Source organism: Acinetobacter sp. YH12252 (assembly GCF_013417365.1).
Classification (GTDB): domain Bacteria; phylum Pseudomonadota; class Gammaproteobacteria; order Pseudomonadales; family Moraxellaceae; genus Acinetobacter; species Acinetobacter towneri.
Window position 1 is genome coordinate 225582 of the sequence record NZ_VPEA01000001.1, and the last position, 12770, is coordinate 238351.

Here is a 12770-nt window from a genome sequence, read left to right on the forward strand (position 1 = left end):
TGATTTTTATATAAAAAGGGTAAATATAAGTAATTGTTGCTGAATATGTTTTTTTGAAATATGTTGAAAATGTGAGTAATGTAACTCGATACCGTTCTTTCGTTCAGTGGTAAGAGTGAATTGTTGAATTTGTGATGAATCTCACATTTTAAAACTTATTCATATTTATAAGTCACTTAAATCATAGTGAACTGCAAAAACAATACGCATTTTTGAACGAAAAATAAAAAAGGAGCCATGTTGGCTCCTTAATGAAATGTTGGATCGTGTGTCTAAATTTAGACTGCGTTTTGAGTGATTTTCTGTAAAATCTGCAGCAAAACGTCAAATTCACTTTGTAATGGCGTGCTTTTACGCGTCACTAAAGCCAAAGTACGGCTTGGTGCAGCCTCAATACTTTTGATCTGTAAATCTGGATTCGATTTGATCATGGCATTATGAATTGCAATTTCAGGCAATAGGGTAAAGCCTAAATTTGCAGACACCATTTCAACCAAGGTCGGCAAAGAGCTGGCTTTTAAACGATGATCGTTTTTGCGTTCACCAATCGGGCAAGCACTTAAAGTGTGATCACGTAAGCAATGACCTTCTTCAAGCAGCATTAAACGCGATAAATCCAAATCATCTAAAGAATTGGCCTGCGCCGATTTTTGATCGCCCTTGTGATAAACCAAGAACAAATCTTCTTTAGAAATTTCAGCCACTTTCAAACCACGCGTATCGAATGGCAGGGCTAACACCACCATATCTAAATTGCCGTGTTCCAGTTTTTCGACAATTTTTTCACTTTGCGCTTCGTGTAAATGCAATTGAATTTTAGGTAGCTGCTTATGCACTTCATCTAACAGTTGCGCCAAAATAAATGGGGCAATGGTTGGAATCACGCCTAAGTGTAAATCACCTGTGAGAGGCTCACTCATTTCACGGCTTAAACGCATTAAGTCCTGTGCATCTGCTAACAGAACACGGGCGCGTGCTACGACTTGTTCACCCAATGGGGTTAAACGTACATTCTGTCGATCACGTTCTACCAGTACGCCGCCAAGCAGGCGCTCCAGTTCCATGATCCCGCCAGACAAAGTCGACTGAGTTACAAAAGAACGGCGAGCCGCTTCTGTAAAATGTAACGTTTCAGACAGTGTAACGAGGTATGACAGCTGTCTTAAAGATGGTAATGCAGCCATAGTGTCCTAATGATTATGATTTAAAGTGGTGAGCAAACAGTTCGCTAAGATGAGGAATAAAGTGTGGAGGAATATCATGCCCCATTCCTTTGATTAATTCAAACTTAGCGCCCGGAATCGCTTTCGCAACAGCCTTACCATGCCCTGGTGGGAGCAAACGATCTTGCGAACCATGTACCACAAGGGTAGGTTGCTGAATTTGTTTGTCCAGTTGTAGCAACGAGCCTGTACATAATATTGCTAAAAACTGTTGAAGTACACCCGCAGGGTAATAACTTCGCTGATATAATTTGCGTGCAGTTTGCATCGTTTCGAGTTGATTCACATAGCCAGGTGAGCCTATCACCTTAAATAGTTTTAAACTATGATCAACAATGCCATTTTCATCTTGTGATTTTGGTCTTTCTAGCAAGCTGAACAGTTGTTTCGGAAATGGTGGTGGTAAAAAAGGCTGGTTATTACTGGTAAATAATAAGCCTAAATTATTCACGCGATCTGCATATTTGGCTGCCAAAATTTGTGCAATCATGCCGCCCATAGAAGCACCAATCACCTCGGTCTTTTCAATGCCTAAGCGCTCTAATAGCAATGCAGCATCATCCGCCATATCAAATAAGTTATAAGGCGCACCGTGGTTTTGCAGACCTAAGCTAAAACGCCCCATCATTTTATAGGTGTTCAGACGCGGGCCTTTGTGGCGAATTTTGGATGACAAACCAATATCGCGGTTGTCATAGCGAATGACACGATAGCCCTGATCAATCAGTGATTTACAAAAGAAATCGGGCCAGTACAACATTTGTGCGCCTAAACCCATAATCAGCAAAATAGGTGGATCTTCAGTTTTGCCGCCCACTTCGACATGCAGCTGAATTCCGTTGCCTAAATCGACTTTGGTTTCGTGCATAAATGCCGTATAGGGCGATGTGGTGAACTGAAGTGCACTATTCATGTTGTGATCCTCATGTCAGGCAAGGGCGAAATCAATCGCCCTTTATTGTTTTTATTTTATTCCGATACAGGCAATAAGTCTGGCACTAATTTGGTCAAACTCAAGCGTTGTTTGGCCGCTGTTGCGCCTAATAGGACAAAGCCACGTAAGGTATCGGTTTGGTCATAGGCTCTGGCAATCATGCCATCGTCAAATTCTTCGGTATGCCAGTTGACATCTACCCCTAGTGGCGCAGGTAAAACGGTCAGTGGTGCAGCAGGTGTTTTCACTGCAACAGGCATGGCAGGGTAGTGTACCTGAGTAGTTTCACCATTTAAGGTTTTGGCTAAGGCACGTGCTTGCTGCATGATTGGCATCACATACGGCAATAAAATACCATTCACTTCCGCACAGTCACCTACTGCATAGATATCAGCTTGGCTGGTTTCAAGTTGCGCATTGGTTAAGACCCCACGACTGGTTTCGATGCCTGCTGTTTTAGCCAAAGCAATGTTTGGTTGTAAACCAATGGCAGACAGTACCACATCGGCAATTAAAGACTGACCACTGGTAATGGTCACTAAATAGTCGTCATTTTTAATTTTCGAAACTTTTTCAACGGTTGTACCCAATACAAAATGGATACCCGTTTCTTCTAGGTTTTGTTTAAAAGCACTGGCTACATAATCCGGCAATAAACGACCTAGTGGTTGTGGTGCAAGGTCAATCACCGTGACTTGGTGTCCTGTTTGCTGCAAGTCATTGGCAAATTCACAACCAATTAAACCTGCACCTAAAATCACCACACGTTTGTCTTGACGTTGTTCAAGCTGTTGGCGAAATGCGGTGTAATCACTTAAATTATTTACCACATGAATGTCATCACTGCCATCGCCCGCAATGGCTAAACGTACAGGATTCGCACCCACTGCCAAAACCAATTTAGAATAAGGTTGTTGGCTGCTTACACCCTCTTTTTCTAATTCAAGTACATGCGCTTCTGCATCAATTGCTTTAACCCAAGTGTGGGTTTCAATACGCATATTGAGTTGGCTTGCCATTTTAGCTGCATCGCCCAATGCAATTTGAGCAGGGGCTTTATTGCCCGCCAATGCGTTAGATAAAGTTGGTTTGGCATAATTGGCAGCATCATCTGCACAAATCATGACTAACTCTTGTTCTGCATTTAGCTTACGAAACTCGCGTGCAACAGTATAACCTGCCATGCCTGAACCAATAATAACGATAGGATGCATAAGGTGTACTCCAAATGAGGGCATAGAAATTGGCGTTAAAAAAAGACCATCGGACATGGTCTTTTCGTGGTCTTAAACTTCAATCATTTCAAAATCAGCTTTTGAAACGCCGCAGTCTGGGCAAGTCCAGTCATCAGGAATATCTTCCCATAATGTACCTGCCACAATACCATCTTGAGGCCAGCCTTCTGCTTCGTCATAAATCCATCCACAAACGATGCATTGATACTTTTTCATTCAATTCTCCATAAACCGATCTTTAAATTTCCAGATCAGCAAAAAACTTATCTACGACTAGTTGTATGATATATCTATTTGATTAAATTTTTACGCAGTTATACGGCTAAAGTAAAGTAAATAAGCGATTTTAATCTGTGCTTTTATAGAATGAATAGCTGCATGGGACATAACCGCGCAGAAAAGACCTCTTTTGATATAGATACGGCATTGTAATGAGAGAATGGCTGCAGGAAAAATCACGTTTTTATGCGTTTAAATGCCATTTAAGACCTTGGTCGTACAGTAAAAGTCTTATATTTTTGCTATTTTATTATGGAATAAATATATATTAATATTTTTAAGTATATTAAAGTTTATAAAAATCAAAACCTTGTAGTGTTTTGATGCGTGATTGATGGCAGTCTTGCCGATTCGATCACTAGCCTTATGTGAAAATAAACGGTAAAATTCAACCATTCTTTAGTCACATTTCTGATCTTCCATGAGCAATTTGTCTACTTTTTTGTGGTCGCATATTCGTACAGTTCCTCATTTTCCAAAACCAGGCGTAGATTTTTATGATTTAACGCCTTTGTTTATGAATAATTTGGATTCATTAACAGATGCTTTAATTGCCAGCATTCCTGCAGAAAAATTAGCTGAAGTTGAAAGCTTTATTGCAGTAGAAGCACGTGGTTTTGTATTGGCGAGCCTTTTGGCACAGCGTACAGGCAAAGGTTTGGTACTTGTGCGTAAAGCAGGTAAATTGCCACCACCAGTTGTGGGTGTGGGTTATAGCTTAGAATACGGTTTAGACCGTTTAGAAATGGCTGCCGATGTGCAAGCGCAAAAAGTCATTATTGTAGATGATGTATTGGCGACAGGTGGCACTTTAAAAGCAGTGAAACAATTGGCTGAAAAATGTAATCATCAAGTTTTAGGTGCAAGCATTTTCCTAGACTTACCAGATTTACACAAAAATTTAGGTTTAGATATTTGGTCCGTATTGGACAATAAATCTAAACCAGAACAAGCAGTGGCTTAATCCTTTTAAGTTATTGTAACTGCTGTAAAAAAGCCTGATCTCCATAGTTGTGATCAGGCTTTTTTAATGGGTGATGTTTAATTGATTATTTTTAATGGATAGCTTTGACTTTATTTGGCAAGATAAGCTTGTTTGATTTGCTGAATACAAGAATTAATATTTTCTGGATGCAATAAGCGATGATGCCCAGACTCAAAAGTAGAGGTCTGCATATAGTTTTCTAAAAATGCTTGCGCGGCATGCATATCCAAAATTTCATCGCCCAATTCTAAATAAGCCAATTGTGGAATATCGTGCTGCAAGTCATCATCTGAAATTGCAGGATAGTCATTGCGAAATGTGGGAGCTAAACTTGGATTTGCCACCACACACGGAATATGGTGCGACAAAGACATTTTGAGTGCCCAATAGCCGCCTAGACTATGTCCCACTAAAATTTCAGGCTTAATTTTTTGAATGATATTGTGATAAAAATCGGCAACAGTTTGATAATTTAAGTTGCGATAATCGACATTGATACAAAATTTTTGTTTTGCATCTATGGCATGGAATTTAGTCGACTCCCGCGAGGAATCTAATCCATGTAAAAACAAGACTTTTAAAGCACATGTATTCATTGCCAGATTCACAAAGTTAAACATCTTGAGTCAAACTGAGCCTAAAGATAAAGTGGATAGAAAATAAAATATTTAGACTGATACATCAGCAGGTTTAAAAACAGCAAAATACGGTCTTTTTCATCTATTTTCTGAACAATATTGTAGTGCGCTTAGTCTGAGAAAGAAGTTAGCTTTTGGTCTAAGTCTACAAAAAATCACAAAAGCAAGTGGCAATTTAAAAAATAAATTGCTCGAGTCAGAGAAGGCATACGAAATCGTGTCTAAATCTGCTATTCTATTGAACTTCTTTTTTTAGTAATTATTCGAGGCAGAGATGACGCAACATAACGCTCAATCGACTTCTGAACCCACTATTTCCGAAAACGATTTAATTGCGCAGCGTCATGCCAAGTTAAAGCAAATTCAAGAACAAGCGCAGGCGAAGGGAACTAGCCCTTGGCCAAATACGTTTAAGCGTGAAAACTACGCAGAAGATTTGCAGGCACAATTCGCAGAAGTTTCTAAAGAAGAAATTGAAGCAGGCGAAAAAGTGTATGTGTCTGTAGCAGGTCGTGTGATGTTGAACCGCGGTTCATTCATCGTAATTCAAGACATGACAGGTCGTATTCAGTTGTATGTGGCGCGTAAAGAACTTAGTGCTGAAACATTAGAGACGATCAAGAGCCTAGATTTGGGCGATATTATCGCAGTGAAAGGCTATATTGGTCGTTCAGGCAAAGGCGATTTATATGTTCATATTCAACATTTTGAATTGTTGACCAAATCTTTACGTCCATTACCAGACAAATATCATGGTTTAAGCGATACCGAAGCGAAATATCGTAAGCGTTATTTAGACTTAATCGTAAATGAAGACACCCGTAAAACCTTTGAAATTCGTGCCAAAGTGGTTTCGGGTATTCGTGCATTTTTAACTGAACAGCGTTTTATGGAAGTTGAAACGCCAATGATGCATGTGATTCCTGGCGGTGCATCGGCACGTCCATTTGAAACGCATCATAATGCTTTAGATATGCCGTTATTCTTGCGTATTGCGCCCGAATTATATTTAAAGCGTTTAGTGGTTGGCGGTTTTGAACGTGTGTTTGAAATTAACCGTAACTTCCGTAATGAAGGGGTGTCTACACGTCATAACCCTGAATTTACCATGATCGAATTCTACCAAGCTTATGCCGACTATAAAGATTTGATGGCATTGACTGAGCAAATGCTAGAAAAACTGGCTTTGGATATTTTGGGTACTACCGATGTGCCGTATGGCGATGAAGTGTATAGCTTCAAAGGCCCATTCAAGAAAATTTCTATGTTTGATGCCATTCTTGAGCATAATCCACAATTCACGCCAGAAAATGTTAATGACCGTGATTTCTTGGCTAAATTTGTGCAGGAAGAATTGAAAGAACAGGTGAAGCCTGGTTTTGGTTTGGGCAAACTACAAACCATCGTGTTTGAAGAAACCGTAGAAACTCAATTACGTCAGCCGACTTTCATTACAGAATATCCTGCAGAAACGTCGCCTTTGGCACGTCGTAATGACGATAACCCACACATTACTGACCGTTTTGAGTTCTTTATTGGTGGTCGTGAATTGGCGAATGGTTTCTCAGAATTAAATGACCCGATTGACCAAGCTGAGCGTTTCCAAGCACAGGTTGCAGAAAAAGACGCAGGCGATGATGAAGCGATGCATTACGATGCAGACTTTGTTGAAGCTTTGGAATACGGCTTACCACCAACTGCAGGTGAGGGCATCGGGATTGACCGTTTGGTAATGTTGTTTGCCAACGCTGCGAGTATCCGTGATGTGATTTTATTCCCACACATGCGTCATAAAAACTAAGTTTTAGCGCATCGTTGACGACATAAAAAACAACCTGCAGAAATGCAGGTTGTTTTTTTGTTGTAACTTAAAGTTAAACACTTGCCACCAATTTTTTGATCATAGGTCGCTGGCGTTGACTGGCAAGCCATAAATCATGCTGCATTTGTAAATTCAACCAAAACTCTGGTGAGGTTTCTAAGGCTTCACTCAAACGAATCGCCATATCTGCAGAAATTCCAGTATGACCATTCAAAATGCGAGATAGGTTTGCACGTGTCACTCCAAGTGCTTGAGCCACTTCAGTCACAGAAGTTTCACCAATATATTCGCGCAACATTTCGCCCGGATGAGGTGCATTAAACATCATATTCATCTTTGTACTCCTGCGCTAGAAGCTATGTGATAATCCAAATAATCTACAATGTAGACATCACCATCTTCAAATTTAAAAATTACACGCCAATTACCATTTACTGTTAGTGACCATTGATCTTGTAGATTTCCACTCAATTTATGTAAACGCCAATTGGGTGGAGTTCGCAAATCATTCACCGTAGATGCAGCATGTAGTGCTGCAAGTATTAAACGTAATTTTGTAGAATGCGCTGCTTGAATACCTGCTGTTGAACCAGTTTGGAAAAAAGCCTGAAGACCTTTATGTTTAAAACTCTTAATCAAGCCTTAGTATCCAAGTGTATTGTGTATATGTACAGTATACGATAATTTCGAGTTTAATCAATCAACCAGTTTTGGCGGGGTTTAAGTGTATCTTGCGTAATCCGCAGAAACTTAAAGTGATGATGCTTATAACAACGCCGTTTGAATCCGTACTTTCATCTCTAAAGCTTGCTGCAAAATATGCGCTTTCATCCAAGTTACTTGTGTACCCATGGGGTTGGTTTTAATAGCAGTGTTTAAGAAATCCAGTTTTTCTTGCGAAAATAATTGCGTTTCAATCGCTTGATGCAGTTCTGCCGTGGTTGCATTTAAAGGCACATCTACCAAATAAAAACCTTTAGGATAATTATAAAATGCATACATTAAGTTAAAGGCTTTTTGTTCGGCCTTTAAATTGCCCGCACCAATTTCATAGCTGCGGTCTTGATTGCTATGCGTCACGCCTATTAAAAAGGAGAGTTGTTGATCACGGCAACGCAAACCAAATTGCAGCCCAATCTGATCTGCACTGAGTTCATGTTGCACAAAAACATTCAGCATTGAAGCATCATCGTTTAAAGGCTCTTGTAGGACGAGTAGCTCAGGGCTGTGCTGATACAAAAAACCAGCCAGCTGCGCCTGTTCAAGTTTGGATTTGATCTGTTCAATCTGTGGCATGGGAGCATCTTAAAAATAAAAAAATATGTTTTTACTTTAAGCATTTTTTGTTCATGCTTGAAGCACTGAATTAGATGAATAATCTATGAAGTTATTCAAAAATGAGCAGCTTGTAAGCGCGATTTGTATGTATCAAACGTAGCGAGAATGACGTTAAATTTCAATATATGATGGAATAAACTATTGATTAAATAAAACTTATACTGCTTATTGGTTTTCTTTTATATGAGCTTTTTGCATATAAATATAATAAAACAAGCAATAGTCTGCATAACTAAGTCACTATAATGAAAATCAAATTCTATCTGTGTTATTCGTACACAAGTTTAAGTACATCTGGTGTGATCAATGTCAATAAATCAGGAAAGACTTACTCATCTTAAACAGCTTGAAGCTGAGAGTATTCATATTATCCGTGAAGTTGCAGCCGAGTTTGAAAATCCAGTCATGTTGTATTCGATTGGTAAAGATTCAGCGGTAATGTTGCATTTGGCTTTAAAAGCATTCTATCCAGCGAAACTGCCATTTCCACTGTTACATGTGGATACAGGCTGGAAATTCAAAGACATGATCACTTTCCGTGACAACATGGCAAAACAGCACGGTTTTGACTTGATTGTTCATCAAAATAAAGAAGGGGTAGATGCCAACATTAACCCATTCGATCATGGCAGTTCTAAATATACCGACATCATGAAAACCCAAGGCTTAAAACAAGCTTTAGATAAATACGGTTTTGATGCGGCATTTGGTGGCGCGCGTCGTGATGAGGAAAAATCACGTGCCAAAGAACGTGTTTATTCTTTCCGTGATGCAAAACATCGTTGGGACCCGAAAAATCAGCGTCCTGAATTGTGGAATTTGTATAATGGCAAGGTCAATAAAGGCGAAAGTATTCGTGTGTTCCCATTGTCTAACTGGACTGAATTGGATATTTGGCAATACATTTACCTCGAAAGTATTCCATTAGTACCGTTGTATTTGGCTGCAGAACGTCCTGTCGTTGAGCGTAGCGGCACTTTAATTATGGTCGATGACGAACGCATGCCGTTGCTAGAAGGTGAAGTTCCACAAATGAAATCGGTACGCTTCCGTACTTTAGGTTGTTATCCACTTACGGGTGCAGTCGAATCAGAAGCGAATACCTTGCCTGAAATTATTCAGGAAATGCTATTGGCAACCAGTTCAGAGCGTCAGGGTCGTATGATTGACCACGATGAAGCTGGCTCGATGGAAAAGAAAAAGCAAGAAGGTTACTTCTAATCTCTCCTGAAAAATCTCCCCAAACCCCTCTTTATAAAGAGGGACTTATAAAAAGCGGAGCAAAGCCTCCCTTTATAAAAGGGAGATTTAGAGGGATTAAAGATTAAAAAACCGATTTCTAAAAAATATGTGGAGCTTTGAGCAATGTCTCATCAATCGAATTTAATTAGCCAAGATATTTTGGCGTATTTAAAACAGCACGAAAACAAAGATCTACTGCGCTTTTTAACTTGCGGTAACGTAGACGATGGTAAATCGACATTAATTGGTCGTTTGTTGTATGACTCAAAATTGATTTATGAAGATCAATTACAAGCCGTGACTCGTGACTCGAAAAAAGTCGGCACTACGGGCGATGCACCTGATTTAGCTTTATTGGTCGATGGTTTGCAAGCCGAGCGTGAGCAGGGCATTACCATTGATGTGGCTTATCGTTATTTTTCTACTGAAAAGCGTAAGTTCATCATTGCCGATACACCTGGGCATGAGCAATATACACGTAACATGGCAACAGGTGCATCGACTTGTGACTTGGCGATTATTTTGATTGATGCGCGTTATGGCGTACAAACTCAGACCCGTCGTCATACTTTTATTTCTAGTTTATTGGGCATTAACAATATTGTGGTTGCTATCAATAAAATGGATTTGGTGGATTATTCAGAAGCACGATTTAACGAAATTCAGACGGAATATGCGAACTTTGTGAATCAACTGGGTGATCGTAAACCATCGAATATTATTTTCACGCCAATTTCTGCCTTAAATGGCGATAACGTGGTGAACAAGTCTGAGCATACCCCTTGGTACACAGGCGATACTTTAATGGGAACATTGGAGTCGGTAGAAATTAACCGTAACTCGGCTCAAAATGATTTCCGTTTCCCTGTGCAGTATGTCAACCGTCCAAACCTTGACTTCCGTGGTTTCTGCGGCACGATTGCTTTGGGCGATATTCATGTGGGTGACCGCATTGTGGCATTGCCATCGGGCAAAAGCTCGACAGTAAAAGAGATTGTGACTTTTGATGGCAATCTTGAACATGCAATTGCAGGTCAAGCAGTTACCCTAACACTGAACGATGAAATTGATATTTCACGTGGTAATGTGTTGGTGCGTGAAGATCAAGTGCGTCCTGAAATTTCACGTGCTGTAAATGCCACTGTGGTGTGGATGGCTGATCAGCCACTATCTATTGGCAAGCTGTATAACTTAAAAGTGGGTACACAAACTGTGCCTGCAAAAGTCACAGCCATTCATTACCGTACCAATGTGAATACTTTGGAACAGGTGCAGGTTGAACAGCTTGAACTGAATGCAATTGCCAATGTCACCATCGAATTTGATGCGCCTGTGGTATTTGACCGTTATCAAGACAGTCGTTATACGGGTTCGTTTATTTTCATTGATCGTTTAAATAACGTGACCATTGGCGCAGGTATGGTTGAAGCTTGCGTAGAATGGACTGCACACAGTACACCTGTAACAGCCGAAGACCGTGCTGCACGTTTAGGTCAAAAACCTGCAGCGGTATGTGTACCAAGCCAAGCACTTGAACAGGCACAAGCACTTGAAAGCTTGCTGATTCAGCAGGGTATTGTTGCCATTGCCAAAGCAGGTTTAGATGCTGCGCAGGTTGCATTACTCCGCGAAACGGGCATTGTGGTCATTAGTGATGTAAACAGTGGTGCAGATGCAGAGTTGACTGCGACAGCTACAGAAGAACTGGCAGAAAAAATTATTGCCCTAGTTCGCTTATAAAATTAGATTCGTTTATAAAATCGAATCCACATCCAATAAAAAACCGCTTTCACCTGAAAGCGGTTTTCTTATGTGCGTTCACTATATTGGAAAGTTTGTTTTTTAAGTGCGATCTAAGGGTTCGCTATTGAGATGTTTGAGCATGGGCGTGAAGTGTCCATAGTTAATTTTTTGAGGTTGTATTTCAAAGCCATTTTTTTCAAAAAAACTTAAAGCAGTCTGCGTGCTAAATACACTTATATGCGATACATTTTTGCGCTGTAAATCGCTCATTGCTTCAAATAATAAGGCTTGACCAATACCGCGTTGTTGTACTTCGGGGGCAATGGCATGTTGTAAAATTTGCCCGCGATCACTCATCATAATAAAGCCAACCACCACATGCTGTAAGACATAGACCCAACAATTGTTGTAATGCAGCAGCATTAAAATATTTTCATAGCTTTTATTTTCTAGCCATGCCTGAATTTTGGCTTCATTGCGTTGATGATCTTGAATACAAGAGCGAATACTGGCGTGTAATACCGCAACCAAATTGGCGACATCTTGAATTTGTGCAGCTCTAATCATCTAGGCTTAGGGTGATAGATAAAAACAAGGCTCTATTGGAAGCGAAAAGTGTTTAAAGAAATAGCAGAAAATTGTTGTGTTTTACTGCGTTATACTGCAGCACAAGTCCTATTTTTAAGGCAATCGGTATCATTGTGTAATTGAGCATTGCACTTTTTAGCGATGCATGGATGGAATCATCTGTTAAAGCATAAGCGTTGAAGCGTGCAGCAGCGAATAGACGCTAAGCCCTGAAATGGTTATACTTTATTGAAACGCCTGAAATAAGAGCGAAGACCAAGATGGCAAAACTATTGTTATGGATTTTGTTGTTGATTGCCGTATATGCAGTCTGGAAAGTCTGGTTCAAAATAAAAATTAATCGTACTTTTCAGCAAAGCTGTCAAGATATTGCCAATATTGTCCAAGACCCGATTACCCACAAAGCACCGCGCCCTGTAGAAGAGGTGGTGGAAGAAGTTGCCGAATACGAACAGCAATTATTTGATGATATCGCAGAAATATTTTTAAGCTTAAAAGTATCTAGTCGTGACCCTGAAGATGCCGAAACTATTCAACAAGAAGTGCTGAATAAAATGCCTGCCAAAGCACATACGCAAATTCGTCAGTTAGACTTGGGGGAGTGGTCAATTTACTGGAGTTTTTACGAGCAATCCCTTGAATATTTTGTCGGCAAATACGGAGTTTTTATTACCCATGTAGACCGCTTTGGGCAAGAGCATAAATACAATAATTCAGAGCAGTTTCAAACAGATTGATTTTCA

At 40.0% G+C, this 12770-nt stretch carries 14 protein-coding genes; 5 read left to right on the forward strand and 9 right to left on the reverse strand.

Annotated features, from left to right (window positions below; translation table 11 throughout):
* Positions 1-278: 278 nt before the first annotated feature.
* The 4 genes from oxyR to rubA form a co-directional block, all read right to left on the reverse strand.
* Positions 279-1184 (reverse strand): LysR family transcriptional regulator OxyR, encoded by a 906-nt coding sequence (gene oxyR / locus FTV28_RS01080; RefSeq protein ID WP_096900971.1) that lies wholly within the window; start codon positions 1182-1184, stop codon positions 279-281.
* 13 nt (positions 1185-1197) lie between these two features.
* Complete coding sequence (locus FTV28_RS01085; protein ID WP_131261612.1) at positions 1198-2136, reverse strand: alpha/beta fold hydrolase; 939 nt, start codon at positions 2134-2136, stop codon at positions 1198-1200.
* 56 nt (positions 2137-2192) lie between these two features.
* Positions 2193-3371, reverse strand: coding sequence for an FAD-dependent oxidoreductase (locus tag FTV28_RS01090; RefSeq protein WP_096900969.1), 1179 nt, complete (start codon positions 3369-3371; stop codon positions 2193-2195).
* 72 nt (positions 3372-3443) lie between these two features.
* On the reverse strand, positions 3444-3608 hold the full coding sequence (rubA, locus tag FTV28_RS01095; protein ID WP_004972007.1) for a rubredoxin RubA: 165 nt from the start codon (positions 3606-3608) through the stop codon (positions 3444-3446).
* A gap of 484 nt (positions 3609-4092) precedes the next feature.
* On the opposite strand from rubA, the gene FTV28_RS01100 reads away from it, so the two are divergent.
* The gene (locus FTV28_RS01100; RefSeq protein WP_004972003.1) at positions 4093-4635 is read left to right on the forward strand and encodes an adenine phosphoribosyltransferase; all 543 of its coding nucleotides are present in this window, start codon (positions 4093-4095) and stop codon (positions 4633-4635) included.
* A gap of 110 nt (positions 4636-4745) precedes the next feature.
* Here the strand turns inward: FTV28_RS01100 and FTV28_RS01105 are convergent, their stop codons facing one another.
* Entirely contained in the window at positions 4746-5252 is a 507-nt protein-coding gene (locus tag FTV28_RS01105) for a YqiA/YcfP family alpha/beta fold hydrolase (protein ID WP_179989265.1), read from the reverse strand.
* Between the two features lie 316 nt (positions 5253-5568).
* On the opposite strand from FTV28_RS01105, the gene lysS reads away from it, so the two are divergent.
* Positions 5569-7095: a lysine--tRNA ligase gene (gene lysS / locus FTV28_RS01110; RefSeq protein WP_096900968.1), complete on the forward strand. Its 1527-nt coding sequence runs from the start codon at positions 5569-5571 to the stop codon at positions 7093-7095.
* A 73-nt stretch (positions 7096-7168) separates the two neighbouring features.
* Here lysS and FTV28_RS01115 read toward each other — a convergent pair whose 3' ends face one another.
* The 3 genes from FTV28_RS01115 to FTV28_RS01125 all read right to left on the reverse strand — a co-directional run bounded on the left by FTV28_RS01115 (position 7169) and on the right by FTV28_RS01125 (position 8412).
* On the reverse strand, positions 7169-7450 hold the full coding sequence (locus FTV28_RS01115; RefSeq protein WP_004971994.1) for a HigA family addiction module antitoxin: 282 nt from the start codon (positions 7448-7450) through the stop codon (positions 7169-7171).
* Positions 7447-7755 (reverse strand): type II toxin-antitoxin system RelE/ParE family toxin, encoded by a 309-nt coding sequence (locus FTV28_RS01120; RefSeq protein WP_096900967.1) that lies wholly within the window; start codon positions 7753-7755, stop codon positions 7447-7449. The genes FTV28_RS01115 and FTV28_RS01120 overlap by 4 nt, the downstream gene beginning before the upstream one ends.
* A 126-nt stretch (positions 7756-7881) precedes the next feature.
* Complete coding sequence (locus FTV28_RS01125) at positions 7882-8412, reverse strand: hypothetical protein (RefSeq protein WP_096900966.1); 531 nt, start codon at positions 8410-8412, stop codon at positions 7882-7884.
* Between the two features lie 354 nt (positions 8413-8766).
* Here FTV28_RS01125 and cysD point away from each other — a divergent pair, with 354 nt between their 5' ends.
* Together cysD and cysN are read left to right on the forward strand one after the other, a co-directional pair.
* Positions 8767-9675, forward strand: coding sequence for a sulfate adenylyltransferase subunit CysD (gene cysD, locus FTV28_RS01130; protein ID WP_026438300.1), 909 nt, complete (start codon positions 8767-8769; stop codon positions 9673-9675).
* 144 nt (positions 9676-9819) lie between these two features.
* A complete protein-coding gene (gene cysN / locus FTV28_RS01135; protein ID WP_096900965.1) occupies positions 9820-11436 on the forward strand; it encodes a sulfate adenylyltransferase subunit CysN in 1617 nt (538 codons plus the stop codon).
* A gap of 102 nt (positions 11437-11538) precedes the next feature.
* On the opposite strand, the gene FTV28_RS01140 is transcribed toward cysN, so the two are convergent.
* Positions 11539-12006, reverse strand: a complete 468-nt coding sequence (locus FTV28_RS01140; protein ID WP_179989266.1) for a GNAT family N-acetyltransferase — start codon at positions 12004-12006, stop codon at positions 11539-11541.
* Positions 12007-12287: 281 nt separating this feature from the next.
* Here FTV28_RS01140 and FTV28_RS01145 point away from each other — a divergent pair, with 281 nt between their 5' ends.
* Positions 12288-12764, forward strand: coding sequence for a hypothetical protein (locus FTV28_RS01145; protein WP_167845869.1), 477 nt, complete (start codon positions 12288-12290; stop codon positions 12762-12764).
* Positions 12765-12770: the final 6 nt, after the last annotated feature.

What these genes read in the sequence shown, in the direction of transcription:
- oxyR (WP_096900971.1), bottom strand. Translation starts at nt 1,184, where the DNA reads ATGGCTGCATTACCATCTTTAAGACAGCTGTCATACCTCGTTACACTG.
- FTV28_RS01085 (WP_131261612.1), bottom strand. Translation starts at nt 2,136, where the DNA reads ATGAATAGTGCACTTCAGTTCACCACATCGCCCTATACGGCATTTATG.
- FTV28_RS01090 (WP_096900969.1), bottom strand. Translation starts at nt 3,371, where the DNA reads ATGCATCCTATCGTTATTATTGGTTCAGGCATGGCAGGTTATACTGTT.
- rubA (WP_004972007.1), bottom strand. Translation starts at nt 3,608, where the DNA reads ATGAAAAAGTATCAATGCATCGTTTGTGGATGGATTTATGACGAAGCA.
- FTV28_RS01100 (WP_004972003.1), top strand. Translation starts at nt 4,093, where the DNA reads ATGAGCAATTTGTCTACTTTTTTGTGGTCGCATATTCGTACAGTTCCT.
- FTV28_RS01105 (WP_179989265.1), bottom strand. Translation starts at nt 5,252, where the DNA reads ATGAATACATGTGCTTTAAAAGTCTTGTTTTTACATGGATTAGATTCC.
- lysS (WP_096900968.1), top strand. Translation starts at nt 5,569, where the DNA reads ATGACGCAACATAACGCTCAATCGACTTCTGAACCCACTATTTCCGAA.
- FTV28_RS01115 (WP_004971994.1), bottom strand. Translation starts at nt 7,450, where the DNA reads ATGAATATGATGTTTAATGCACCTCATCCGGGCGAAATGTTGCGCGAA.
- FTV28_RS01125 (WP_096900966.1), bottom strand. Translation starts at nt 8,412, where the DNA reads ATGCCACAGATTGAACAGATCAAATCCAAACTTGAACAGGCGCAGCTG.
- cysN (WP_096900965.1), top strand. Translation starts at nt 9,820, where the DNA reads ATGTCTCATCAATCGAATTTAATTAGCCAAGATATTTTGGCGTATTTA.
- FTV28_RS01140 (WP_179989266.1), bottom strand. Translation starts at nt 12,006, where the DNA reads ATGATTAGAGCTGCACAAATTCAAGATGTCGCCAATTTGGTTGCGGTA.
- FTV28_RS01145 (WP_167845869.1), top strand. Translation starts at nt 12,288, where the DNA reads ATGGCAAAACTATTGTTATGGATTTTGTTGTTGATTGCCGTATATGCA.